This window comes from Arthrobacter sp. B10-11 (assembly GCF_033142195.1).
In the GTDB taxonomy this organism is placed as follows: domain Bacteria; phylum Actinomycetota; class Actinomycetes; order Actinomycetales; family Micrococcaceae; genus Arthrobacter; species Arthrobacter oryzae_C.
This window is the reverse complement of record NZ_JAWMTH010000001.1, coordinates 738,602-761,759: the sequence shown is the minus strand read 5'-3', so window position 1 is coordinate 761,759 and position 23,158 is coordinate 738,602. Positions and strand designations below refer to the sequence as shown.

General features: G+C 63.7%; 27 protein-coding genes. 17 read left to right on the top strand and 10 right to left on the bottom strand.

Going from position 1 to position 23,158, the window contains the following annotated elements:
• The first annotated feature begins 1 nt into the window (after position 1).
• The 8 genes from rplF to map all read left to right on the top strand — a co-directional run bounded on the left by rplF (position 2) and on the right by map (position 5,468).
• Positions 2-538, top strand: a complete 537-nt coding sequence (gene rplF / locus RW112_RS03565) for a 50S ribosomal protein L6 (protein WP_028269576.1) — start codon at positions 2-4, stop codon at positions 536-538.
• 2 nt (positions 539-540) lie between these two features.
• Entirely contained in the window at positions 541-924 is a 384-nt protein-coding gene (rplR, locus tag RW112_RS03560) for a 50S ribosomal protein L18 (RefSeq protein ID WP_011692796.1), read from the top strand.
• Positions 925-950: 26 nt separating this feature from the next.
• A complete protein-coding gene (gene rpsE / locus RW112_RS03555) occupies positions 951-1,628 on the top strand; it encodes a 30S ribosomal protein S5 (RefSeq protein WP_317780444.1) in 678 nt (225 codons plus the stop codon).
• Between the two features lie 3 nt (positions 1,629-1,631).
• On the top strand, positions 1,632-1,838 hold the full coding sequence (gene rpmD / locus RW112_RS03550; protein ID WP_056626615.1) for a 50S ribosomal protein L30: 207 nt from the start codon (positions 1,632-1,634) through the stop codon (positions 1,836-1,838).
• Positions 1,839-2,333 (top strand): 50S ribosomal protein L15, encoded by a 495-nt coding sequence (rplO, locus tag RW112_RS03545; protein WP_051628706.1) that lies wholly within the window; start codon positions 1,839-1,841, stop codon positions 2,331-2,333. It begins immediately after the preceding gene.
• A 188-nt stretch (positions 2,334-2,521) separates the two neighbouring features.
• The gene (secY, locus tag RW112_RS03540) at positions 2,522-3,832 is read left to right on the top strand and encodes a preprotein translocase subunit SecY (RefSeq protein ID WP_305941797.1); all 1,311 of its coding nucleotides are present in this window, start codon (positions 2,522-2,524) and stop codon (positions 3,830-3,832) included.
• Positions 3,833-3,837: 5 nt separating this feature from the next.
• Positions 3,838-4,407: an adenylate kinase gene (locus RW112_RS03535; protein WP_305943452.1), complete on the top strand. Its 570-nt coding sequence runs from the start codon at positions 3,838-3,840 to the stop codon at positions 4,405-4,407.
• Positions 4,408-4,640: 233 nt separating this feature from the next.
• The gene (gene map, locus RW112_RS03530) at positions 4,641-5,468 is read left to right on the top strand and encodes a type I methionyl aminopeptidase (RefSeq protein WP_317780443.1); all 828 of its coding nucleotides are present in this window, start codon (positions 4,641-4,643) and stop codon (positions 5,466-5,468) included.
• A gap of 139 nt (positions 5,469-5,607) precedes the next feature.
• Here the strand turns inward: map and RW112_RS03525 are convergent, their stop codons facing one another.
• From RW112_RS03525 to RW112_RS03515, 3 genes are all read right to left on the bottom strand, one after another.
• A complete protein-coding gene (locus tag RW112_RS03525; RefSeq protein WP_317780442.1) occupies positions 5,608-6,954 on the bottom strand; it encodes an ABC transporter substrate-binding protein in 1,347 nt (448 codons plus the stop codon).
• A 104-nt stretch (positions 6,955-7,058) separates the two neighbouring features.
• Positions 7,059-7,913, bottom strand: coding sequence for a carbohydrate ABC transporter permease (locus tag RW112_RS03520; RefSeq protein ID WP_317780441.1), 855 nt, complete (start codon positions 7,911-7,913; stop codon positions 7,059-7,061).
• Complete coding sequence (locus RW112_RS03515) at positions 7,910-8,860, bottom strand: sugar ABC transporter permease (RefSeq protein WP_317780440.1); 951 nt, start codon at positions 8,858-8,860, stop codon at positions 7,910-7,912. The genes RW112_RS03520 and RW112_RS03515 overlap by 4 nt, the downstream gene beginning before the upstream one ends.
• A 258-nt stretch (positions 8,861-9,118) precedes the next feature.
• Here RW112_RS03515 and RW112_RS03510 point away from each other — a divergent pair, with 258 nt between their 5' ends.
• From RW112_RS03510 to RW112_RS03475, 8 genes are all read left to right on the top strand, one after another.
• Complete coding sequence (locus tag RW112_RS03510) at positions 9,119-10,114, top strand: P1 family peptidase (RefSeq protein ID WP_317780439.1); 996 nt, start codon at positions 9,119-9,121, stop codon at positions 10,112-10,114.
• A 153-nt stretch (positions 10,115-10,267) separates the two neighbouring features.
• Positions 10,268-10,489, top strand: a complete 222-nt coding sequence (gene infA / locus RW112_RS03505) for a translation initiation factor IF-1 (RefSeq protein ID WP_009358723.1) — start codon at positions 10,268-10,270, stop codon at positions 10,487-10,489.
• 69 nt (positions 10,490-10,558) lie between these two features.
• Entirely contained in the window at positions 10,559-10,672 is a 114-nt protein-coding gene (rpmJ, locus tag RW112_RS03500; RefSeq protein WP_009358722.1) for a 50S ribosomal protein L36, read from the top strand.
• 182 nt (positions 10,673-10,854) lie between these two features.
• Complete coding sequence (rpsM, locus tag RW112_RS03495) at positions 10,855-11,232, top strand: 30S ribosomal protein S13 (RefSeq protein ID WP_011692780.1); 378 nt, start codon at positions 10,855-10,857, stop codon at positions 11,230-11,232.
• A gap of 45 nt (positions 11,233-11,277) precedes the next feature.
• Positions 11,278-11,679: a 30S ribosomal protein S11 gene (rpsK, locus tag RW112_RS03490; protein ID WP_011692779.1), complete on the top strand. Its 402-nt coding sequence runs from the start codon at positions 11,278-11,280 to the stop codon at positions 11,677-11,679.
• Between the two features lie 132 nt (positions 11,680-11,811).
• A complete protein-coding gene (locus tag RW112_RS03485) occupies positions 11,812-12,822 on the top strand; it encodes a DNA-directed RNA polymerase subunit alpha (protein ID WP_011692778.1) in 1,011 nt (336 codons plus the stop codon).
• Positions 12,823-12,899: 77 nt separating this feature from the next.
• Positions 12,900-13,484 (top strand): 50S ribosomal protein L17, encoded by a 585-nt coding sequence (gene rplQ / locus RW112_RS03480; protein WP_305941786.1) that lies wholly within the window; start codon positions 12,900-12,902, stop codon positions 13,482-13,484.
• Between the two features lie 31 nt (positions 13,485-13,515).
• Positions 13,516-14,406 (top strand): tRNA pseudouridine synthase A, encoded by an 891-nt coding sequence (locus tag RW112_RS03475; protein WP_317780437.1) that lies wholly within the window; start codon positions 13,516-13,518, stop codon positions 14,404-14,406.
• A 9-nt stretch (positions 14,407-14,415) separates the two neighbouring features.
• On the opposite strand, the gene RW112_RS03470 is transcribed toward RW112_RS03475, so the two are convergent.
• Entirely contained in the window at positions 14,416-16,101 is a 1,686-nt protein-coding gene (locus RW112_RS03470; RefSeq protein ID WP_317780436.1) for a HAMP domain-containing sensor histidine kinase, read from the bottom strand.
• Between the two features lie 187 nt (positions 16,102-16,288).
• On the opposite strand from RW112_RS03470, the gene RW112_RS03465 reads away from it, so the two are divergent.
• Positions 16,289-17,107: a response regulator transcription factor gene (locus tag RW112_RS03465; protein ID WP_317780435.1), complete on the top strand. Its 819-nt coding sequence runs from the start codon at positions 16,289-16,291 to the stop codon at positions 17,105-17,107.
• Positions 17,108-17,136: 29 nt separating this feature from the next.
• Here the strand turns inward: RW112_RS03465 and RW112_RS03460 are convergent, their stop codons facing one another.
• The 6 genes from RW112_RS03460 to RW112_RS03435 form a co-directional block, all read right to left on the bottom strand.
• Positions 17,137-17,601: an Hpt domain-containing protein gene (locus tag RW112_RS03460; protein ID WP_317780434.1), complete on the bottom strand. Its 465-nt coding sequence runs from the start codon at positions 17,599-17,601 to the stop codon at positions 17,137-17,139.
• A 107-nt stretch (positions 17,602-17,708) separates the two neighbouring features.
• Positions 17,709-18,593, bottom strand: coding sequence for a type II secretion system F family protein (locus tag RW112_RS03455; RefSeq protein ID WP_317780433.1), 885 nt, complete (start codon positions 18,591-18,593; stop codon positions 17,709-17,711).
• A gap of 7 nt (positions 18,594-18,600) precedes the next feature.
• A complete protein-coding gene (locus tag RW112_RS03450) occupies positions 18,601-19,533 on the bottom strand; it encodes a type II secretion system F family protein (RefSeq protein ID WP_317780432.1) in 933 nt (310 codons plus the stop codon).
• A gap of 10 nt (positions 19,534-19,543) precedes the next feature.
• Positions 19,544-21,160, bottom strand: a complete 1,617-nt coding sequence (locus tag RW112_RS03445) for a CpaF family protein (protein WP_317780431.1) — start codon at positions 21,158-21,160, stop codon at positions 19,544-19,546.
• Entirely contained in the window at positions 21,161-22,357 is a 1,197-nt protein-coding gene (locus RW112_RS03440) for a CpaE family protein (protein ID WP_317780430.1), read from the bottom strand.
• On the bottom strand, positions 22,354-23,130 hold the full coding sequence (locus RW112_RS03435; RefSeq protein ID WP_317780429.1) for a Flp pilus assembly protein CpaB: 777 nt from the start codon (positions 23,128-23,130) through the stop codon (positions 22,354-22,356). Before RW112_RS03435 ends, RW112_RS03440 begins: the two co-directional genes overlap by 4 nt.
• Positions 23,131-23,158: the final 28 nt, after the last annotated feature.

The following is a 23,158-nucleotide window of genomic DNA, read 5'->3' as shown; positions in this document are numbered from 1 at the left end:
AATGTCACGTATTGGACGTCTCCCCATCACCGTTCCTGCCGGCGTTGAGGTCAAGGTTGACGGCTCTGTCGTCAGCGTCAAGGGTTCCAAAGGCGAGCTGAGCCACACTGTGGCCAGCCCGATCGAGGTCACCCTGGAAGATGGCACCCTGACTGTCGCCCGCCCGAACGACGAGCGCGCATCACGTTCGCTGCACGGCCTGACCCGCACCCTGATCGCCAACATGATCCAGGGTGTCACCGCAGGCTACGAGAAGAAGCTTGAGATTGTCGGTACCGGTTACCGCGTCCAGGCCAAGGGTTCTGACCTGGAGTTCGCTCTGGGCTACAGCCACCCGGTCAACGTCTCGGCACCGAACGGCATCACCTTTGCAGTAGAGACCCCGACCAAGCTCTCTGTTTCAGGTATCTCCAAGCAGCAGGTCGGCGAGGTTGCTGCCAACATTCGCAAGCTGCGGAAGCCGGACCCCTATAAGGGCAAGGGCATCCGCTACGCCGGCGAAGTCATCCGCCGCAAGGTCGGAAAGGCTGGTAAGTAACCATGGCCATCGCAATTAACAAGAAGCGTACGAACAAGAGCAAGTCTGCTTCACGCAGCCGCCGCCAGCTTCGTATCCGCAAGCGCATCTCCGGAACGGCTGTACGCCCTCGCCTGGTCGTCAACCGCTCCGCACGCCACGTATTCGTCCAGGTTGTCGATGACACCAAGGGCCTGACCGTAGCGAGCGCGTCCACACTGGAAGCCGACCTTCGTGCATTCGACGGTGACAAGACCGCCAAGGCCAAGCGCGTTGGCGAACTGGTCGCCGAGCGTGCCAAGGCTGCCGGTATCGAAGCTGTTGTCTTCGACCGCGGTGGTAACAAGTACCACGGCCGGATCGCCGCCGTCGCTGACGGCGCACGTGAAGGTGGGCTGTCACTGTGACCGAAAATAACGAAAAGGACATTCAGGTGACTGAAGCTGTAGCTGCTCCGGCAACTGAGACCGCTGCGCCTGCTACCACTGACGACCGCCGTGGCGCTCGTCGTGGCGAGCGTGGCGACCGCGGCCAGGGCCGTGGCGACCGTGGTGGCCGTGGTGGCCGCGACGGTGGCCGCGAAGCCGAAAAGAGCCAGTTCGTAGAGCGCGTTGTAACCATCAACCGCGTTTCCAAGGTCGTCAAGGGTGGTCGTCGCTTCAGCTTCACCGCCCTCGTCGTTGTCGGCGACGGCAACGGTATGGTCGGCGTTGGCTACGGCAAGGCTAAGGAAGTTCCTGCCGCAATCGCGAAGGGCGTTGAAGAGGCCAAGAAGTCCTTCTTCCGCGTTCCCCGCGTTGGCAGCACCATCCCGCACCGTGTTCAGGGTGAGGCCGCCGCAGGCGTCGTTATGCTGCGTCCGGCTTCCGCCGGTACCGGTGTAATCGCCGGTGGTCCGGTCCGTGCAGTACTGGAGTGCGTGGGCATCCACGACATCCTCTCCAAGTCGCTCGGTTCCTCAAACGCCATCAACATCGTTCACGCGACCGTTGATGCCCTGAAGCGCCTCGAAGAGCCGGCAGCAGTGGCAGCACGCCGCGGCCTCCCGCTCGACGAGATCGCTCCGCCGGCACTGGTGAAGGCTCTCCTGAACCAGAAGGCAGGTGTCTGAGTCATGGCTAAGAACCTGATTCCCTCCGACGCACAGTTGGAGATCACTCAGATCAAGTCCGCCATTGGCGGCAAGCAGAACCAGCGCGACACGCTGCGGTCCCTCGGCCTGAAGCGGATCGGACACACCGTTGTCCGCACCGCCGACGCCGTGACCGTGGGTATGCTCAACACGGTTCCGCACCTGGTAAAGGTAGAGGAGGCGAAGTAAATGGCAGAGAAGAACACCGCCGAGAAGGCACAGGGCGCCGCTGCTGAGAAGCAGAACGCACTGAAGGTTCACCACCTGCGTCCCGCCCCGGGTGCCAAGACCGCCAAGACCCGTGTTGGTCGTGGTGAAGGTTCCAAGGGTAAGACCGCTGGTCGCGGTACCAAGGGTACGAAGGCCCGTTACCAGATCAAGGCTGGCTTTGCCGGCGGCCAGCTGCCGCTGCACATGCGCCTGCCGAAGCTGCGCGGCTTCAAGAACCCGTTCCGGGTTGAGTTCCAGGTTGTTAACCTGGACAAGCTCAACGAGCTGTTCCCGGAAGGTGGCGCAGTCACCGTGGAGAACCTGGTCGAAAAGGGCGCCGTTCGCAAGAACCAGCCCGTCAAGGTGCTTGGCACCGGCGACATCACCGTCAAGGTTGACGTCACCGCCCACGCATTCTCGGCCAGCGCCGCAGAAAAGATTGCAGCAGCAGGCGGAAGCACCACTGCCCTCTAAATAGGGGCAGCGGAGCGGAAGCCCGTTGTGGAAACTCCCGGTACACGGGGCTCAGGCCCTGCGTACCGGGAGTTTTTTCTCATTTGGAACCTCACCGATTGTTCGCAGGGCGCATCAACCCGGTAGACTCGGTTGTTGGGTTTTATTGACCTATCTCACACGACTTTATTAACACATCAGGAGGACGCTTGCTTAGCGCATTTGGCCGGGCCTTTCGCACGCCTGATCTGCGACGCAAGTTGTTGTTCACGCTGGGAATCATCACAATCTTCCGCTTGGGTGCCTTCATCCCCTCGCCTGGTGTGAACTACCAGAATGTCCAGCAATGCTTGCAGAGCGGTCAGACCTCGGGCGGGATCTACCAGCTCGTCAATCTGTTCAGCGGCGGTGCGTTGCTTCAGGTGTCCATTTTTGCCCTGGGCATCATGCCGTACATCACGGCGAGCATCATCGTCCAGCTGCTCAGGGTGGTCATTCCCCGCTTCCAGCAGCTTTATGAAGAGGGCGCATCAGGGCAGTCCAAGCTAACGCAGTACACGCGTTACCTGACCATTGCCCTGGGTCTGCTGAACGCCACGACTCTGGTGTCGCTGGCCCGTTCCGGCCAGCTGCTGCCCAACTGCCAGCTGGACATCATCCCGGACGCGAGCGTCATCACCACCATCCTCATCATCATCACTTTGACGGCCGGCACCGGCCTCATCATGTGGATGGGCGAGCTGGTGACTGAAAAGGGCGTGGGCAACGGTATGTCGCTGCTCATCTTCACCTCGATCGCGGCCAGCTTCCCGACGTCCCTGGGCGCCATCTGGACCTCGCAGGGCCCGGGCACGTTCTTCATGGTGCTGGCCATCGGCCTGCTCACCGTGGCACTCGTGGTCTTCGTGGAGCAGTCGCAGCGCCGCATTCCGGTGCAGTACGCCAAGCGCATGATCGGCCGCCGCACCGTGGGCGGCACCAGCACGTACATCCCCATCAAGGTGAACATGGCCGGTGTCGTGCCCGTCATCTTTGCTTCCTCGATGCTGTACCTGCCGGGCCTGATTTCGCAGTTCAACCAGCCGAAGCAGGGCGAGCAGATGGCGCCGTGGGTTGAGTGGATCAACAACAACCTCACCCGCGGTGACCACCCCATCTACATGGCGCTTTATTTCGCCATGATTGTTTTCTTTACCTACTTCTATGTCGCAATCACTTTCAATCCTGAAGAGGTTTCCGACAACATGAAGAAGTACGGCGGCTTCATCCCGGGTATCCGGGCCGGCAAGCCGACGGCGGACTATCTGCAGTACGTCCTTTCCAGGATCACCCTGCCCGGCGCCCTCTACCTGGGCTTCGTGGCATTGATCCCGCTCGTCGCCCTGGTCCTGATCAATGCCAACCAGAACTTCCCGTTCGGTGGAACGTCGATCCTGATCATGGTGGGTGTGGGCCTGGAAACGGTCAAGCAGATTGACGCGCAGCTACAACAACGTCACTACGAAGGGCTTTTGCGATGACGAGAATGCTGATTATCGGACCTCCGGGTTCGGGCAAGGGAACGCAGGCGGATCGGATCTCCGAGCGCCTCGGCGTCGTTGCGATCTCCACCGGCGATATCTTCCGCGCCAACGTTAAGGGTGAGACGCCGCTGGGCGTCGAGGCCAAGAAGTACATGGACGCCGGCGATTTCGTGCCGGACAGCGTTACCAACAAGATGGTGCGCGACCGCCTGAGCGAGGACGACGTCGAGAGCGGCTTCCTCCTGGACGGCTACCCGCGCACCACCGCGCAGGTGGACTACCTCGACGAGATCCTGGCCAACGGTGACCAGAAGCTGGACGTGGTCCTGCAGCTGACCGCCGATGACGAGGAACTGGTGACGCGCCTCCTGGGCCGTGCCAAGGAAACCGGCCGGAGCGACGACAACGAAGCCGTCATCCGCCACCGGCTGGACCTGTACCACGAGCAGACCGAAGCCGTTGTGGCCAAGTATGCCGAGCGCGGCATCCTGACCCAGGTTGACGGCATCGGCGGCATCGACGAGGTCACCGACCGCGTCATGCAGGCCATCAAGGCAGCACAGGCAGCCTGATTCCGGACTAACCGGAAGCCCGGGACTGAAAACCCGGACCGCTCAGGTGCCGTCAAGGGCGTGTCCCGTACCATCGTGTACGGGACACGCCCTTTCCTTGTGTCAGGGAGATTCTGGCCGTGGGGACAAGCTGGGGGTGGACCCTGTCCCGAGCTGCTTCGCCGGTGCGGGACAATGGATCAGAGACCTGGGATGAACGCATCCCGCCAGCGAGACGAAGCACTGAGGTATACATGGCATTCGGACAGCCCCGGATCGAATACAAGACCAACGCCCAAATGCGCACCATGCATGAGGCAGGCCTGGTCCTGAGCCGCGCGCTGGACGCTGCGGTGGCGGCAGCCGTCCCGGGTGCCACCACGGCGCAGCTGGACACAGTATTCCGCGCAGTCCTGGACGAGGCAGGCGCCAAGTCCAACTTCCTCGGCTACCACGGGTTCCCGGCCACCATCTGCACCTCCGTCAACGAGGAAGTGGTCCACGGCATCCCGGGCAGCCGCGTGCTGAACGACGGCGACATCATCTCTATCGACGGCGGCGCGATCGTGGACGGCTGGCACTCCGACTCGGCCCGCACCGTGATTGTGGGAAACCCCGATCCGGAGGACGTCCGGTTGTCCGAGGTCACCGAGGAAGCCATGTGGCGTGGCATCGCTGCCCTGGCCACGGGGAAGTTCGTCGGGGACATCGGCTGCGCAGTGGACGACTACGTCTCCTCCGTTCCGGGAAAGCCGCTGGGCATCCTGGAAGACTATGTGGGCCACGGCATCGGCTCCGAAATGCACATGGCGCCGGACGTGCTCAACTACCGGACCAGCCACCGCGGCCCCAAAATCCGGCCCGGACTGTGCCTTGCCATTGAGCCCATGCTGGTCCGCGGCAGCATCGAGACGGCCGTACTCGACGACGACTGGACCGTGGTGACCACCGACGGCAAGCGCTCCTGCCAGTGGGAACACTCGGTGGCCGTCCATGAAAAGGGCATCTGGGTCCTGTCAGCGCCCGACGGCGGTGCGGAGCGGCTTGCGCCGCTGGGCGTCGTCCCCGTCCCGATCCCGTAGGTTTCGCGCCGGCGACGCGCACATTCCCCTGCGACGCGGAAAATCCCTGGCGCACCCGGAATTCCGGGTGCGCCAGGGATTTTGCGTATCGCGGGACGTTTTGCGTATCGCGGGACCTTTTGCGCGTCGAGACCGCGCGTCAGCTCTTGAGCTTGGGCTTGACGTCCTTCGTGTAGATGCCCTCCAGCGTGGACTTCAGCGCGGTCATGGTGGCCTTCACGTCGCCCTGCTGGGTGAGGATCTTCGCTGCGGCCTTGGCCATTTCCTGGTCCGCGCCGGGCAGGAACACCCGGGCGTTGTCCTGGACCCGGGTGGCTGCCAGCTGGTCCATGGCGGTCTTGATCTGCGGTGTCTTGGCCAGGACCGCGGTCATGTCGGCCGAAACGCGCGTGGGCATGTATCCGGTGGCCGCCGAGAACTCCGCCGTGTTCTCCGGCTCCGTCATGAACTTCAGGAACGTCCCGGCGGCCAGCTGCACTTCCTTGCTCACGCCGCTGGGGATGCCCAGGCCGGCGCCGCCCGTGGGGCACACGCCGCTGTCCACCTTCGGGCCGCCCGGCAGGAAGCCGACTCCCACGTTGAACTTGGCGGACTTGAGCACACCCAGCAGGGACCCGGTGGACGAGATGGTGGACGAGGTGATGCCCGCGGCGAAGTCGTCAGCGGCCTCCTTGGAGGAAACACCCGCCCAGCCGTCCTTGTAGATGGAATCCTGGGCCCACTGCAGCGCCTCCACCGATTCCGCCGAGTCGCAGTTGATGGTCCACTCATTGGACCAGCTGCCGCCCCAGCCCCAGAGGTTGTTCTGCAGGGTCCAGCCCGCGTAGCCGGCCAGGGCGGGGTAGATGTACGCGTACTGGGCGCCTGAGCTTGCCTTCAGCTTCGGTGCCCACTCGGCGAACTCCTGCCACGTCTTCGGAGCCCTGTCTGGCAGCCCGGCAGCCTTGAAGTGGTCCTTGTTGTAGTAGAACAGCGGCGTGGACCGTCCGTAGGGGAGGGCCCACTGCTTGTCGTCGTATTGGTAGTCGGCCACGAGGGACTTCTGGAAATCATCCACCTTGATGTCCAGCTCCTTGACGAGGCCGTCCAGCGGGATGATGTTGCCGTTGGAGAAGTAGCGGAACCACCACACGTCGGAGAGGACAACAACACCCGGCAGCGCCTCCTTGGCCGCCTGCGAGGTCTGGAACTTCTGGGCGATTTCCTCGTAGTTGGCGCCCGCGGTCACCAGGTTTACCTTGATGTCCGGGAACTTGGCATGGAACTTCGCGATGATGGACTTTTCCACGTCCTGGGACTTGCCCGGATGGTTCGTCCAGAAGTCGATGGAGGCGGCCGGCTTGACGCCGCTGAAGTCGATTTCGGCAGCCTCGCTCGCAGGCGTTGTTCCGCCTGTGGACGGGCCGCCGCATGCTGACAGCGCGGCAGCGCCGGCTCCTGCGCCGGCCAGCCCCAGGAAATGCCTGCGGTCGAAATTCATACCCATTGTGGATCCTCTCAAAGGTGATTGCTCATGCTGACTCGTTGTACGGGTGGGATGACGGGTGGTGCGGAGGAAGCGTTTAGCCGCCCGGCAGGCAATTGCCGGCCCTAGCCGGTGACGCTGCCTTGGGTGAGGCCGGCCACGATGTAGCGCTGGAGGGCTGCGAAAACCACCAGGATGGGCACGATCACCAGAACGGCGCCGGCCATGAGGATGCCCCAGCCGGAACCGTTGCCCTCGGAGTTCTGCAGCAGCGTGAGTCCCACGGGGAGGGTCATGGTTTCAGGCCGGTCCGTGATGATGAGCGGCCAGATGTAGTCGTTCCACTCGCTGACCACGGTGACCAGTGCCACGGTGGCGATTGAGGGGACCGAGACCGGGACCACGATCCGCCAGAGACGGCGCCAGTGGCCGGCGCCGTCGATCTCCGCGGACTCCAGGATGGAGGCCGGCAGCGTCATGAAGTGCTGGCGAAGCAGGAAGGTGCCGAAGGCGGTTCCCAGGCCGGGGAGGATGATGCCCCAGAGGGTGTTCTTTCCGCCCATCCCGGCGATGAGGATGTAATTGGGCAGGATGGATACCTGCGGAGGAACCATCAGGGCCACGAGGATCAGCACGAAGATGGCGTTCTTGTAGGGGAACCGTACGAACACCAGGGCGTAGGCGGTGAGGATTGCCAGCAGCACCTTGATGGTGGCGCCCACCAGCGTGACGATGGTGCTGTTCAGGAAGAACTGCGCGAACGGCACCGTGGTCATGGCGATGTTGTAGTTCTCCAGGTTCAGTGTTTCCGGAAGAAGCTTTAGGTCCATGGTGATGATCTCGCCGGGCTGCTTGAACGAACTCAGGATCATCCAGAGCAGGGGCAGGAACACCACCAGGGTTGCCAGGATCAGCGGGACGTAGCCGCCGGCAATGGTCTGGACGATGTTGGCGCGGGAGAGCGGCCGGTTCGTGCTCACGAGTAGTGCACCTTCCGTTCGACGAACCGCAGCTGCAGCACGGTGATGATCAGCAGGATGGCGAAGAGCACCACGGAGATGGACGCAGAGTAGCCGGCCCGGTTGAAGGCACCGAATGCCTGGAGGTAGGCCTCGTAGATCAGCGTGCTGGTGCCATTGCCCAGGGGTGTCATGATCCTGATCAGGTCGAATGCCTGCAGCGAACTGAGCATGGTGGTGATCAGCAGGAAGAACGTGGTGGGGGAGAGCAACGGCACGGACATGCTCAGGAAGCGCCGGAAGCCGTTGGCACCATCAAGGGAAGCGGCCTCCATGACGTCCTGCGGGAGCGACTGCAGCCCCGCAAGGTACACCACAGCGCAGTAACCGAGGTTCTTCCAGACGTACACGATGATCACCATGACCAGCGAGAGCTGCGGATCGTTGATCCATTGGGGGCTTTGCTGGCCCAGTCCGCGGAGGACCCAGGCCAGGACTCCATAGCCGGGATCGAAGATGAAGAGCCACACGAGTCCCACGCCCACGCCGCTGAGGACATAGGGCGCAAAAACGGCGGATCGCGCAAAGGTGGTCCCGCGGACCTTGGAGTTCAACGCGAGTGCGATCAGCAGGCCCAGCACCATGGAGCCGCCCACCGTCACCAGCGTGAAGACCGCCGTGGTGCCGAGCACCTTCGCGGCATCGGCACTGGTGAAGAACGTGACGTAGTTGTCCAGCCCCACCACGGTGGCCGACGCCGACCCCAGGGTCCAGTCCAGCGTGGAGTAATAGACGTTGTTGATGAGCGGGAGGTAGGTGAAAACCGCGATCAGCACCAGGTTGGGCAGCGCGAGGGCAAGGAAGACGAAGAAGTCCCGCCGGGTCCTGCCGGACCATTTCGGCCGGTTGCGCAGAGCCGGACCGGCGTCCGCGACGGCGGGCGGCCTGTCAGTCAGTTGTCGTGTCATTCGGTCTCTAACGGATCCGGGCCTGCTCAATACAGGCCTGTGGGCGTGGGGATTTAGCTTCACTTCACCACATGGTTGGTGGGCAGAATCCCGCACAAGGCCTCGTCAGAGGTTTGTTATTCAAGGCTTCCTTGCCCGTTAACGCTGTGTTGCAGGCAGTATTGCATAACGTTTGTTTTGCGGGACGGAGGCGCTCCCGCGGGTCGCCGAATGCCCGGGAGTGGACACTCAGTTATCGCAGGGGCGCACAATGGAGCCATGGGAGCGATTACCGACGTCACCGGGATCCGGGTAGGCCACATCCAGAAAAACGGGTCTCGATCAGAACAGGCGTCCGACGGCGGCTGGCTCACCGGGGTGACGGTGGTGCTGCCACCGCCCGGAACCGTGGGTTCCGTTGACGTCCGCGGCGGCGGTCCGGCCACCTTCGAAACCGATGCCCTGGACCCCGCCACCCTCTCCCAGCAGGTGGATGCTGTGGTGCTCACCGGCGGCAGTGCCTACGGACTCGTCGCAGCGCGCGGTGCCCAGCGCTGGTGCGAGGAGAACGGCCGGGGACTCGCCGTGCCCGGAGGACTCGTGCCGATCGTCCCGGCTGCCGCCATCTTTGACCTCGGCCGCGGCGGTGACTTTTCCGCCCGCCCCGACGAGGAGATGGGTTACGCCGCAACTGCCGCCGCTGCCGCCCAAAAGGAAGGGCACGACGTCGAACGCGGCAGCGTGGGCGCCGGCACCGGTGCGGTTCTCGGCCGGGGGACCTACAAGGGCGGCGTGGGCACGGCGTCCGCCACCCTGGAGAACGGCGTAGTCATAGGGGCGCTGGCAGTGGTCAATGCCGTGGGGTTGCCGGTGGGTGTTCGTGATGGAATTCCCGAAACCTCCGCGCGTCCGGGAGAGAAAGCTGGCCCACCCCTCAACACCACGTTGGTCGTCGTCGCGACCAATGCCGTGCTGACCAAGGTGGAGTGTAAGCGGACCGCCTCTGCCTGCCATGCGGGACTGGCCCGGGCGCTGAATCCGTCCCATACCCTGGCGGATGGCGACACCGTGTTCGCGCTGGCGACCGGCGCCGTCGAACTTCACAGCAGCCCCGACGCCCCCCGGCTGTTCAGCCTCATTGCCCTGCAGAGCGCAGCGGCCGACGTCGTGACCGAAGCCATCCTGGACGGTGTCTCGCAGGCGAAGGGCATCTCAACCCCGGCAGGGGTATTTGCTGCGTACGGCCCGGTAGTGCGCTACCATGGTCCGATTTAACATTCCTGCCGAGATGGCGTAGTGTTGTCTGTTGGTTGTCTGCCCTGTTTGCGCCCTTTTGCGGTCGCAAGGCAGCAGCCAATCAATCAAAAACGTTCGCAGTCATGTCCGGTGCCAACCGGGAGGCTGCGGCAACAACAGTTAGCGGAGGGTATGGCCAAGAAGGACGGGGTCATTGAGATCGAGGGCGTTGTGACTGAGGCGCTGCCCAATGCGATGTTTCGCGTTGAGCTCACCAATAAGCACATCGTTCTGGCGCACATCTCTGGAAAAATGCGCCAGCACTACATCAGGATTCTCCCTGAGGACCGGGTAGTGGTGGAGCTGAGCCCGTACGACCTCACACGTGGTCGTATCGTCTACCGCTACAAGTAAACACTGGGTGGCCAGAGCATTAGCCGAAGGCCGGTCCAGTCGACCAACTGCAACACGCAAAGGAACGCCATGAAGGTCAAGCCGAGCGTCAAGCAGATCTGCGAAAAGTGCAAAGTGATCCGCCGTAATGGCCGGGTCATGGTGATCTGCGAGAACCCGCGCCACAAGCAGCGCCAGGGCTAATTTCCCTTCACGGGAAACCCTGGGTTGCTAACCCACGCAAGTAAATAAAGGCAGCACAAGCTGAACTGGGACATTAGCTCGAAAGAGCCCGGACAGCTAACCCCCGGTCGGAGGCTGGGGCCGCACTGAAAGTGCGGGTGTACTGCCTACGACCTCCGGTTTATACAAGGAGTACCGCCACTATGGCTCGTCTCGCTGGCGTAGACATTCCCCGCGAAAAGCGGCTGGAAATTGCGCTTACTTACATCTACGGCGTGGGCAAGACCCGTGCACACGAAACCCTGGCTGCTACCGGCATCAGCGCTGACGTTCGGGTCAAGGACCTGACGGACGCACAGTTGGTTGAGCTGCGTGACTACATTGAAGGCAACTACAAGGTTGAGGGTGACCTTCGCCGCGAAGTGGCCGCTGATATCCGCCGCAAGGTTGAAATCGGCAGCTACGAAGGCCTGCGTCACCGCAAGGGCCTGCCCGTACGCGGACAGCGTACGAAGACCAACGCCCGTACCCGCAAGGGTCCGAAGCGCACCGTCGCCGGCAAGAAGAAAGCCGGCCGCTAGAAATAGCTGCTGACTTTCCCCCCATAACTTTCTGTAGGAGAAATAATGCCCCCGAAGACTCGTGGCGCGGTTCGCAAGCCGCGTAAGAAGGACAAGAAGAATATCGCGCTGGGCCAGGCGCACATCAAGAGCACTTTTAACAACACCATCGTTTCCATCACGGATCCGAACGGTGCTGTCATCTCCTGGGCTTCCGCCGGTGAGGTTGGCTTCAAGGGCTCACGTAAGTCCACCCCGTTCGCTGCCCAGATGGCTGCCGAAGCTGCTGCAAAGCGCGCCCAGGAGCACGGCCTGAAGAAGGTTGACGTGTTCGTCAAGGGACCGGGTTCCGGCCGCGAAACCGCAATCCGCTCGCTGCAGGCCGCCGGCCTGGAGGTTGGCTCCATCCAGGACGTCACCCCCGCCGCGCACAACGGCTGCCGCCCGCCGAAGCGCCGCCGCGTCTAAGACGTTTCCAGCAGCTGGAGCTTGCCCGGACCTTCGCGGGTCCGGGCAGGCCCAGCCGCGTTAAGTCTTCAGACCGAATTTCCACCACCTGTGTTGCGTCATATAGCGGATGCTCGCCGAAAGGAAACCTAAGTGCTCATTGCACAGCGCCCCACCCTCTCTGAAGAGGTCGTCTCCGAAAACCGCTCCCGTTTCATCATTGAACCGCTGGAGCCGGGCTTTGGATACACTCTCGGAAACTCCCTCCGCCGTACCCTGCTCTCCTCCATCCCGGGCGCTGCTGTAACCAGCATCCGGATCGATGGCGTGCTGCACGAGTTCACCACGGTTCCGGGTGTCAAGGAAGATGTCACCGAGATCATCCTGAACATCAAGAACCTGTCGGTCTCCTCCGAGCACGACGAGCCGGTTGTTGCCTACCTGCGCAAGCAGGGCCCGGGAGTCGTCACCGCCGCGGACATTGCTCCGCCGGCCGGCGTCGAATTCCACAACCCGGATCTGCACATTGCCACGCTGAACTCGAAGGGCAAGTTCGAACTCGAACTGACCATCGAGCGCGGCCGCGGCTACGTTTCGGCAGCTCAGAACAAGTCCGGCGATTCCGAGATCGGCCGCATCCCGGTCGACTCGATCTACTCGCCGGTGCTGAAGGTTACTTTCCGCGTGGAAGCCACCCGTGTTGAGCAGCGCACTGACTTCGACAAGCTGATTGTCGACGTCGAGACCAAGCAGGCCATCGCCCCGCGCGATGCCGTTGCTTCCGCAGGCACCACCCTGGTGGAACTGTTCGGTCTGGCCCGCGAGCTGAACACCGCAGCTGAAGGTATCGAGATTGGCCCGTCGCCGACTGACGCTGCCCTGGCAGCTGACATGGCCCTGCCGATCGAGGATCTGGACCTCACCGTCCGTTCCTACAACTGCCTCAAGCGTGAGGGCATCCACACCGTGGGTGAACTCGTTGCCCGCTCCGAGGCCGACCTGATGGACATCCGCAACTTCGGTGCGAAGTCCATCGACGAGGTCAAGGCCAAGCTGGTTGAACTGGGTCTGTCCCTCAAGGACTCCCCTCCCGGTTTCGACCTGGCAGCACGCGCCGCAGCCATCGAAGAGGACGACGCCGCGTTCAGCGACGACGAGCTCTAACAAGCAGATCTTGGCCGGCTGGCTGGATGCACCATGTTGTGCGCAGCCCACCGGCTTCCATATGAGGAGAAACAATTATGCCTACCCCCACTAAGGGTCCGCGCCTCGGAGGCGGCCCGGCTCACGAGCGTCTTATGCTCGCGAACCTGGCAGCAGCACTGTTCGAGCACAAGCGGATCACCACCACGGTGACCAAGGCCAAGCGCCTGAAGCCGTACGCAGAGCGCCTGGTGACCTTCGCCAAGCGTGGCGACCTCGCTTCCCGCCGCCGTGTACTCGGCCTGATCAGCAACAAGGGCGTCGTCCACGAGCTGTTCACCGACATTGCACAGGCAGTCGAGAACCGCGATGGCGGCTACACCCGAATCACCAAGATCGGCAACCGCAAGGGCGACAACGCTCCCATGGCTGTCATCGAGCTCGTCCTTGAGCCGGTTTCCGCCAAGCAGGCCGTTGTAGCCGAGGCTACTTCCGCTGCCAAGCGCGACGCCGACAAGAAGGAAGCCGCTGCTGCTGCACCCGTTGCAGAAGAAGAGGCTGCCGAGACCGAAGCTGCTCCGGAAGCCGAAGCCGCTGAGACTGAAGCTGCTGCAACCGAAGAGGCTCCGGCCGCTGAGGAAGCTGCTGAGAAGCCGGCCGCTGAGGAAAAGGACGCGAAGTAATTCGCTGAAACCTTCGCATAGACTTAAGTCTATGAACCACCAAGAACCCGCTGCCCCCGTTTTGGGGGGCGGCGGGTTTTTGCGTATCCGGATGGATTTGGCGTACGACGGCGGACCCTTCAGCGGGTGGGCTGTCCAGCCCCGCATGCTGACCGTCCAGGGCGTCCTGGAGGATGCCCTGGCGCTCCTGATCAGGCGCAAGGTGCGCGTGACAGTTGCCGGCCGCACCGACGCCGGGGTGCACGCCCGCGGCCAGGTGGTCCACCTGGACCTGAGCGCAGAAGAGTGGCAGGGACTGAACCGCGGCGCTGAACTGGATCCCGCCGTCGCACTCCTGCGGCGGCTGCGCGGGGCACTCAGCCGCGGACTCGGCGACCTCACCGGTGCCATTGAGGTGCACAGCGTCTCCGTGGCACCTGCGGGGTTCGACGCACGGTTCTCCGCACTGTGGCGCCGGTACAGCTACCGCATTGCGGACGGTCCGGCGCTGTGGGACCCGTTGGGCCGGTATTCCACGCTCTGGCACAAGGAACAACTCGATGTCGCGCTGTTGAACGAGGGTGCGTCCAAACTTCTGGGGCTGCAGAACTTCCGCTCCTATTGCAAGCCAAGGGAAGGGTCCACCACCATCCGGGAGCTGCAGCGGTTCGAGTTTGCGCGGGGGAGCGACGGCGTCATCGTGGCCACCGTGCAGGCTGACGCGTTCTGCCACAACATGGTGCGCGCGCTCGTGGGGTCGGCCCTGTATGTCGGTTCCGGGGCGGAAAAGCCGGGGTGGCTCTACGAGCGCCTGCTCGAGCGGAAGCGTGACGCGAAATCCGTGCTGTCCGCGCCGCACCCCCTGGTGCTCGAGGAAGTGGCCTATCCCTCGGACGGCGAACTGCTGGCCCGGGCGGAGCTGACCAGGGCGCTACGCAAGTAGCATCGGCGGCTACAGCGCCGGCGAGGGTTCGTCGGCGGGGATGACCACAGTGAAGCTGCTGCCGTCGCCCGGCCGGCTGGCACAGGTGATGGAGCCGCCGTGGAGTTCGACAATGGCCTTGGTGATGGACAGGCCCAGGCCGATGCCGGGGATGCCGGACTCCACGACCTCGCTGCTGCGGAAAAACCGCGTAAAAACCTGCGCCGCGTCGGCCGGAGCCATTCCCATTCCCGTGTCATCCACGCGCAGGTACACCTGCCCGGGTTCCGTGCGGGCCGTGACCCGGACAGTCCCGCCGCCGGGGGAGTATTTGATTGCGTTGGACAGAAGGTTGTCCAGCACTTGTCCAAGCCGGAGCGGGTCCACCTGCGCCCACAATGGCACTGGCACGTCGGCCACAACCTGGACCCTTGCAGCAGAGGCATGCTCCCTTGCCGATCCCACGCAGAAATCCACCAGCCCGGACAAATCCGTCCTCCGCGGATGCACCGGAAGCGCCGCTGACGCCGACAGCAAAAGGTCCGACACAAGAGTGACGAGCCGCTCGGTGTTGCGGTGCGCCACTTCCAGCCGCTGTGTGGCCAAAGGCGGGAGCCCGTGGTCGCCGTCGAGCACCAGATCGAGGTTTCCTATCACGGAATTCAGGGGAGTGCGCAGTTCATGGGTCACGTTGGACAGGAAGTCATCCTTGGCTGCCAGCGCCTCCACCAGGCCGGTGACATCATTGAAGACAACCACGGCGCCATTGAACCCGCCGTCGTCGTTCCTGATGGATCTCGCTGCCGTAGAGATGGCCCGGCGCTGCGCTCCCGCGCCGAACCAGACCAGGTAATCTGCAAAGGATTCGCCGCGGACGGCCCGGTAAACGGGGCGCCTATCAGGAGGCAACGGTGATTTTCCGTCCTGGCTGAGGATATTGAGCTGCCCTTCCGTCGAAGGGTCCGCCACTTCACCGGATAACCCTGCCGGGGACGCAGCAGCTTCCAATTCGGACTGGCGGACATTTGTCAGGAGACGGTCCCCTTGGGCATTCACGGCGACAATGCCGACGTCCACTGTTTCGAGGATTGTATCCAGCAACTTTTCGCGTTCTTTGCTCTCCGCAAAGAGCGCCCGCATTTCACGGTCTTTTGCCTCCAGGACGCGGTGCTGCAGCCTGATATTCACGCTGGCGAATCTGATGGCGAAAGATACCGTGAGCATTAGCAGCGGCAGGAGCAGTGCGGAAGCGACATCCGCGGCGGCGATTCCCGGGAGCTTCGAGAACAGCGCGGGCAGGGAAATCAACAGGGGTCCGCAGAAGCTGAGGAAAAGGCTGCTCCGCGCTGGCAAGGAGGATGCGGACACCCAGATCACCGGGAATATCGCCAGGACGCCAAGGCCCTGCACGCTGGGCGGCACGCCGATCCGGGTCAGCCAGATGGCGATGAAATCAAGCATGGGAATGAAGAGCGGATAATACGGGCCGAGCTTTTCCCAAGGCAACAGGAAGCACGCCAGTAAAAGGAGGGCGTGCATTCCCAACGCCGCCAGGAAAGCTCCGTTCTGGTATACGCCGGGCCATGCAAAATAGGCTGCAACGGCCAGCGCCAGCACTACAAAGGAAAGCGGCAGCTGACACAGCACCACCTGGGCGCGCGGGCCGAGCGCGCGAAAGAAACGCTCGGCACTGGGAGCCAGGGATGTTTCAGCCACGCAGGTGAACCTTTCCCGGAGGACAAAGTTAACTTCAAAGTCATGCTAATTGACAGTCAGTGTTCTGCCACGGAAAAAAGAGCCGCCAATAAGCAAGATTTCTTGTAGCGTAGTCCCTCGGGGGGTGTAACAAGCATTTGCGATGGGCAGGTGCTTGCATGGGGTCTGGGGATTTATGGGGTTGGCCATGAGCGATCTGGGAATAGCTGTGGTTGTCGAAGACGACAAGGATGTACGCAACTTGTTGGAATCGGTCTTCCTTCAGGCGGGGTTTGAGGTGCATACAGCCTCGGACGGCCGCGAAGGCGTTGAATTAGTCCGGCATCAGCACGCGAATGTTGTCACGTTGGACGTTGGTCTGCCGGACATCGACGGTTACGAGGTGCTGCGGCGCATCCGTCAGTTCAGTGACGCCTACGTGGTGATGCTGACCGGCCGCACCGAGGAGCCGGACCTGCTGACCGCCCTGCATTCGGGTGCGGACGATTACATCACCAAACCGTTCCGTCCGCTGGAACTCCGTGCGAGGGTGGCGGCGATGATGCGGCGGCCACGGCACGGCGGCGAGCAACGGCACCCGGTGCCGGTCAGTCCGGCAGTGCCCGCCCGGACCGGGGCCGTGCAGGGAGCTGGACCAGGCGTCGGGCAGGGATCCGTGCCCGGGGCCGGACACGGCGATGTCCTGGAGCACCGGGACCTGAGGCTCAGCCCTCGGACCAGGACCGCCGCCCTGGCCGGCAGGGAACTGGACCTGACCCGCAGCGAGTTTGTCCTGCTGGAAGAACTCCTCCGGGCCGGCGGCGCCGTGTGCACACGGGCAGCTCTGGTGAAGGTGGTGCGCGGGGACTACTACCAGGACGACACGTACATCAGCGAGGCTGATGAGCGTGCCGTGGAAGTCCACATCGGGAATCTCCGCAAGAAACTCCACGAAGATACCCACTCACCGCAGCTGCTACAGACAGTGAGGGGTGTCGGGTACCGGCTCGGGGCCGGCAAAGTCTAGGCAGTCTGGCTGACAAGCATCCCGCCAGGCTACTCGGCTGAGTATCCTGGCGGGAGGTAGCTTTCGCGGAGCCGGGCAACTGTCTCGCGGCCAAGGTCTGAGACGCGCTCCAGCATCGACTGTCCCTTGTCCCAGCAGCCCGAGCGGATCATGTTCTCGATATCCTCAGCCAGGCGGGCCAGGCGAAGGCCGCCCACCATGGCGGAGCCGATCTTGAGGCTGATCGCGGCATCGAGGGCGGTGGCACGGTCTTGGCCGAAGATCGCAGTGGTCAGGTTGAGGTACCGCTGTTCCCAGATCTCGATGTAGTCCAAGGCGAACTTCCTGGCGACGGCCGGCTGGGCCAGTTGACTTTCAAGGTCCTGCAGCACCAGGAGGTCCACGAGCGGGATGTCCTCAAAGGCCGAGCCGGCGTCCGCGCCCGGGGCAGCCGCAGACAGGGCGGGGACGTGGTCCGCGCCCTCGTCTTCGGTGCAGCTGCCTGAAATGGCCATATGACAACGCTACTTCCTGAATCTGTCAATTCGCTGGACTTCGGTAGATCTTGTGGAAACCTTGAGTCTCTTGGGGTAACAGGGGATGGTCGATGCCCTGTGGCATGCTATTGGCCGCTGAATGTGACAACCGTGTTGATGACGGCGGGGCCGAGAATTGCGATGAACAGGACGGGGAAGATGAAGAACAACAGCGGGAACAGGATCATGACCGGCAGCTTCATCGCTTTTTCCTCGGCGCGCTGCCGGCGCTTCACCCGCATGACCTTGGCCTGGATGCGGAGGACCCGGCTGATGGCAATGCCATAGGTGTCGGCTTGGACAATCGCCTGGACGAAACTGCGCAGTTCCGGAATGTTGGTCCGCTCCGCGAGGGCGAGGTAGGACTCCCTGCGGCTGCGCCCCACCTGCATATCCTGCAGCGTGCGGATGATTTCCTCGGCCAGCGGGCCCTTGCCGTTTTCTCCTGCACGGGCCATGGCACCTTCGAAGCCCAGCCCGGCTTCCACGGAGATCAGCATCTGGTCCAGGGTGTTGGCCAGTTCCAGCTGCACGGCCTTCTGGCGCTCCGTGCCCTTGCTGTAGAGGAGCAGGTCCGGGATGAAGTAACCGAGGAAGAGCAGGAACAGCCCGGCAAGTTTGATCATTGGTTTCGGACTGCTCATGCTGATGAGGATGAACAGGGAAGCGCCCATCAGGCCCAGCACGGGCTTTGCCGCGAGGATGCGCCCCAGCGGCCAGGCCGCGGGCCGGCCGGCGAGGGAGAGCAATCGGTCCAGTTTGCGGACATAGGCTGCGGGAGTCAGGCCGTAGCCGATCCGGTCGAGGAATCGGCCCGTCGTCTTTTCGGGAACTTCGGCCGCCCTCCGGCCGCGGGCCAGGAGAGCCACTGTGGTGGCCCGGGCCTTACGGTCCACGGACAGGACCGACCAGGCCAGGTAGCCAACGGGGACGCACACGAGGAGGAGCGAGGCCATCACCATGGGATTCATCAGGGCCTCAGAACTTCAGATCGATGATTTTGCGCATCCACAGGCTGCCAATGGTCATGAAGACCACCGACGCCGCGATCATGGCCCAGCCCAGCGGATGCGTGAACATGGCATCCATGTAGCCGGGATTTACGGCCATGAGCATCAGCACGATGCCGATGGGCATGGCAATCAGGATGTAGGCGGAGAACTTGCCCTCGGCCGCGAGTGCCTTGATATGCCCCTTGATTTCGGACCGTTCACGGATCGTTTCATTGACCTGGTCCAGGACCTCCGCAAGGTTGCCGCCCACTTCGCGGTTGATCTGGATGGCCTGCGCGATCCAGACGAAGTCCTCGTTCTTCATGCGCTCAGAGGTGTCAGTCAGGGAGGCGAGCAAGTCACGGCCCAGGCTGGTCTCCGTGATGACGCGCCGCATCTCTTCCGAGGTGGGGCTTTGGGACTCCGCAGCCGCGGCGTCGATGGCCCGGAGGATACTGTGGCCGGCCCGAAGGCCGCCGGCAAGGAGCTGGAGGGTGTCACCGAGCTGCTGGTCGAACTTGGCGCGCCGCTTCCCGGCCAGGAAGCCGAGCACCAGATGCCCCGCGAAGGGCGCCAGGAGAACCAGGAGGACGGAGACGGCGGGCACGCCGATCACCAGGCCCACGAGTGCGCCCACGATGGCGCCGGCAATAACCAGGACAATGAACTCGGCCTGGCTGAGCCGGACCCCCGAATTTTCCAGGGCCTCCCGGTTGTAGAGGCGGACGTTCCGGGACGCCAGGAAACGGTCCAGTGCACCGACGGTGATGTTCGCCAGGCGGGTCAGCCGGGAGGGCGGGTCGGTATCGTAGGGCCGGCGCCGGCTCAGGGCGATCTCCGGTGCGCCGGGGATCAGCAAGGCTACTCCCAGCAGCAGGGGTGCGAGGAAGAGGAGCATGGCTCCGATGGTCATCAGCATGGCGGCGTTCCTAAGCCATTCCGGGGCCGGCCGGCCCGGTCACTCCGGCGTGGCCGGGGGCGCCGGAATGGGCGCCGGGGCCGGCAGCGGTGGCGAAGACCGCGGGGGAGACGTGGATTCCTAGGTCCTCGAAGCGGTCGATGAAGCGCGGACGGATGCCCGTGGCCACGGGCCGTCCGAGGAAGCGGCCCTGGGCGTCCACCCCGGCCGAGTAGTCGAAAACGAAGGCGTCCTGGAGTGTGACGATGTCGCCCTCCATGCCCTGCACCTCGGTCACGTGCGTGATGCGGCGGCTGCCGTCACGCAACCGTGAAATCTGGACGATCAGGTTCACTGCCGAGGCGATCTGTTCCCGGATGGCACGCAGCGGCAGGTCCATCCCTGCCATGAGCACCAGCGTTTCCAGGCGGGCCACGGCGTCGCGCGGGGAGTTGGAGTGAACGGTGGACAAGGACCCGTCGTGGCCCGTGTTCATGGCCTGGAGCATGTCCAGCGACTCGCCGCCGCGGACCTCGCCCACCACGATGCGGTCCGGGCGCATACGCAGCGAGTTGCGCAGCAGTTCACGGATGGTCACCTCGCCCTTGCCTTCCGTGTTGGGCGGACGGCTCTCCAGCCGCACCACGTGTTCCTGCTGGATCTGGAGTTCCACGGCATCCTCGATGGTGACGATCCGTTCGTCCGACGGCAGGAACGACGAGAGGACATTCAACAAAGTGGTCTTCCCGGTTCCGGTTCCGCCCGAGACGATGATGTTGAGCTTTGCCTTGACGCAGGCGTTCAGGAGCTCGGCCATTTCCGGCGTCAGGGTGCCGAAATCGATGAGGTTGCGGACAGTGAGCGGAACCTTGCTGAACTTTCGGATGGTCAGCGACGATCCACCGACAGCAAGCGGGGGGATCACCGCATTTACACGGGACCCGTCCTCCAGCCGTGCGTCCACCAGGGGGGAGGACTCGTCAATGCGGCGGCCCACCTTGGACACGATGCGCTCGATCACCTTCCTCAGGTGTTCTTCCGAGCTGAAGCGTGAATCGGCAAGCGTGAGGTGGCCTTTGCGCTCCACGTAGATCTGGTCCATCCGGTTGACCATGATTTCAGTGACGGCAGGGTCGTCCAGCAGCCGCTGCAGGGGGCCGTAGCCCAGGACGTCGTCGGCAACGTCCTGCACCAGGCGCGTGCGCTCCTCCGAGGAGAGCGGCACCTGCTCGGCGTCGATGATGCGGGTGAGCTCGTCCCGGGCAGAGGTGCGGAGCTCCAGTTCTGTGATTGCAGAGTCGTTGAAGCGGGCCCCCAAGCGCTCGAACAGCGCCGTGGCTGCCCTCTCCTTCAAAGCGGCGAAGGCGTCCACGGGCTGCTGGACTTTGGGCTTCGCCTCGTCCGCGTGGTCTGGTCCCGATGAAGGTACGACGACGGCGGCAGCCGGTGCCGCCGTCGTCGTCCGTTTGTCCGTCCTCACCGGAGCCCACGGTTCCGGCTGCGGGGCAGCCGGCCCGGGCCGGTCCAGCTCGAGGGTTGCGGTGGAGGCGCGGTGGGCCGACGGCTGCGATGCGGCGGCAGGTGTGCGCGACTGCGAGGGCGCCTGCGACTTCGCCTGGGCGGCACTGATGCGTTCTGAAAGTTTCACCTAGACCACTACCCTTCGGTGCAGTTTGCGTTGCGATGTGGCCCGCCAGGCGGGGTTAAACCGTTCGACCAGCTGGTTCAAGCCCTTGGTGGCGGGGTCCTTTGCCGATTCCTGCAGGACGGGGACGCCGCGGTTTGTGGACAGGGCCACGGCGCGGGAACGTGGAATGCTGACGTCCACGGGTGCGCCGATGGTCGACTCGAGGTCCTGGACGGTCAGCCCCAGCTTGGAATCGGCCATGTTCAGCACCACGTGCCGGGTCTCCGGAAGGATGTCCAGCTGGCGCAGCACGTCCAGGCCCGAACGCAGGCCGCGGACGCTGGGGATGTCCATGCCGCTGACCCACACCACGTCCGTGCACTGCTCCATGGCGGCCAGCCCTATTTCCGGAAGTCCCGGAGCGGTGTCCACCACAACATACTGGAACTGCTCGGACAGCTGTTCCAGCAGCCGGCTGACCTGTTCCGGGGTGATTTCGTCCGCATCGACGGGGGTTGGCGGAGCGCAGACGGCGTAGATGCCGCCGGGGTGCACCGTCAGGAAGGCCTTGAGGACCAGGGAGTCCTGGCTCGCGGCGGGGGAGACCGCGTCCGTGACGGTGTGCTGGGGATCGAGGTAGAGCCCGGAGGCGACGTCGCCGAACTGCAGGTCCAGGTCCACGATCACCACGCTCATGGGGGCGATCTTGCCCAGGCCGATGGCGATGTTCGTGGCGATGGTGGTCTTGCCCACGCCCCCCTTGGGGGAGAAGACGCCGATGACCAGGCCCTTGTTGGTCTCGGCCATCGGCGCGGCTGCCTGCACACGGTACCGGTTGGCGAAGGACTGGTTGGCCCGCTCAAGGAGCACCCGCATCTGCGCCGCATCGGAGCCGGGAGAGAGGATGTCCCGGATGCCGGCACGCATGGCCTGCAGGATGAAATCCGGGTCCGGATCGGTGGCGAGGATGACGCTGAGCTCGGGGAACCGGACATTCATCACCGTGGCGAACCGGAGGGCTTCTTCCACGGGGACGTCCGGTCCCAGGATGAGTACTTCGGGCTGTTCCTGGTTGAGGGCTGCAAACAGGTCATTGGGGTCGGCGGGGAGCAGGCTGGTGAAGAAGGTCTGCACGCCGCCCTGGAGGCCGCCGGCTACGGCTTGCCGCAGGCGGCCGTCGAAGTCGACATCGGGCGTGATGAGGACGAAGCGGCTCATTTGTAGACATCCGGTCGGATCATGATGCGCGGTCCGTTGTCCTCGGCGTCGAGCGGTTCCCGGGTCAGCCAGATGGAGGCGAAGTCGGTCATTTCCGAAGCGAAGACGATCTTCCCCGCGTTGACGTCGTTGACCGCCACAGTGATCATCAGGGATCCGGTGGGGAGGTTGACGTCCCGGGGATTAGGTTCCGTCCCGGCGCTCGCGGATGGGGCGGGGTTGGTGGCTCCTTCGGGCGCCCGCTGGACGGCGGTGACCAGGACCTTGTGGATGGAGAGCTGGGTGGTCTCCTTGTCGGCCTTCGACTCGATGCCGCCGGATTTCATGGTGATGAAGATGCCCACGTGGTCCCCGGGCGTAAGGCGCCCGCCGACCACCCGCTGCGGCTCCAGCTGGAAAGAGACTTCCTGGAGGCCTGCCGGGACCTTCACCGATCCGGACGTCTGGAGGTCTTCCGGGGCCACCAGCTTTTCCGCCAGGAGCTGCTCGCCCGGGACGAGGTCCGCCGCTGCCACTTTTCCGGCGGACTCGTCAAGCGTGTCCAGGGCGGATTTTGCGACGGCGGTGCCGGGCACCTGCTCCAGGGCCACGGAGGCCTTAACGGTGTCCACAGTGGCGCCGGCAGGGACGGCCTTGGTCACCACAAGCACTCCCACCGGCTCAAGGTCCTTGACGGCACGTTGGTCGGCGCCCTGGGCGTACGTGACAACGAGTACCGCCCCGACAATGGCCAGCAGCACTGCTGCTACTCCTGCCAACAAGCGTGACTTCACTGACTGCTCCTGTTGCTAGGTGAATCGT

Coding starts and splice junctions, on each gene's coding strand:
- rplF (WP_028269576.1), top strand. CDS start 2: ATGTCACGTATTGGACGTCTCCCCATCACCGTTCCTGCCGGCGTTGAG.
- rplR (WP_011692796.1), top strand. CDS start 541: ATGGCCATCGCAATTAACAAGAAGCGTACGAACAAGAGCAAGTCTGCT.
- rpmD (WP_056626615.1), top strand. CDS start 1,632: ATGGCTAAGAACCTGATTCCCTCCGACGCACAGTTGGAGATCACTCAG.
- rplO (WP_051628706.1), top strand. CDS start 1,839: ATGGCAGAGAAGAACACCGCCGAGAAGGCACAGGGCGCCGCTGCTGAG.
- RW112_RS03535 (WP_305943452.1), top strand. CDS start 3,838: ATGCTGATTATCGGACCTCCGGGTTCGGGCAAGGGAACGCAGGCGGAT.
- map (WP_317780443.1), top strand. CDS start 4,641: ATGGCATTCGGACAGCCCCGGATCGAATACAAGACCAACGCCCAAATG.
- RW112_RS03525 (WP_317780442.1), bottom strand. CDS start 6,954: ATGGGTATGAATTTCGACCGCAGGCATTTCCTGGGGCTGGCCGGCGCA.
- RW112_RS03515 (WP_317780440.1), bottom strand. CDS start 8,860: ATGACACGACAACTGACTGACAGGCCGCCCGCCGTCGCGGACGCCGGT.
- RW112_RS03510 (WP_317780439.1), top strand. CDS start 9,119: ATGGGAGCGATTACCGACGTCACCGGGATCCGGGTAGGCCACATCCAG.
- infA (WP_009358723.1), top strand. CDS start 10,268: ATGGCCAAGAAGGACGGGGTCATTGAGATCGAGGGCGTTGTGACTGAG.
- rpmJ (WP_009358722.1), top strand. CDS start 10,559: ATGAAGGTCAAGCCGAGCGTCAAGCAGATCTGCGAAAAGTGCAAAGTG.
- rpsM (WP_011692780.1), top strand. CDS start 10,855: ATGGCTCGTCTCGCTGGCGTAGACATTCCCCGCGAAAAGCGGCTGGAA.
- rpsK (WP_011692779.1), top strand. CDS start 11,278: ATGCCCCCGAAGACTCGTGGCGCGGTTCGCAAGCCGCGTAAGAAGGAC.
- rplQ (WP_305941786.1), top strand. CDS start 12,900: ATGCCTACCCCCACTAAGGGTCCGCGCCTCGGAGGCGGCCCGGCTCAC.
- RW112_RS03475 (WP_317780437.1), top strand. CDS start 13,516: ATGAACCACCAAGAACCCGCTGCCCCCGTTTTGGGGGGCGGCGGGTTT.
- RW112_RS03465 (WP_317780435.1), top strand. CDS start 16,289: ATGAGCGATCTGGGAATAGCTGTGGTTGTCGAAGACGACAAGGATGTA.
- RW112_RS03460 (WP_317780434.1), bottom strand. CDS start 17,601: ATGGCCATTTCAGGCAGCTGCACCGAAGACGAGGGCGCGGACCACGTC.
- RW112_RS03455 (WP_317780433.1), bottom strand. CDS start 18,593: ATGAATCCCATGGTGATGGCCTCGCTCCTCCTCGTGTGCGTCCCCGTT.
- RW112_RS03450 (WP_317780432.1), bottom strand. CDS start 19,533: ATGCTGATGACCATCGGAGCCATGCTCCTCTTCCTCGCACCCCTGCTG.
- RW112_RS03440 (WP_317780430.1), bottom strand. CDS start 22,357: ATGAGCCGCTTCGTCCTCATCACGCCCGATGTCGACTTCGACGGCCGC.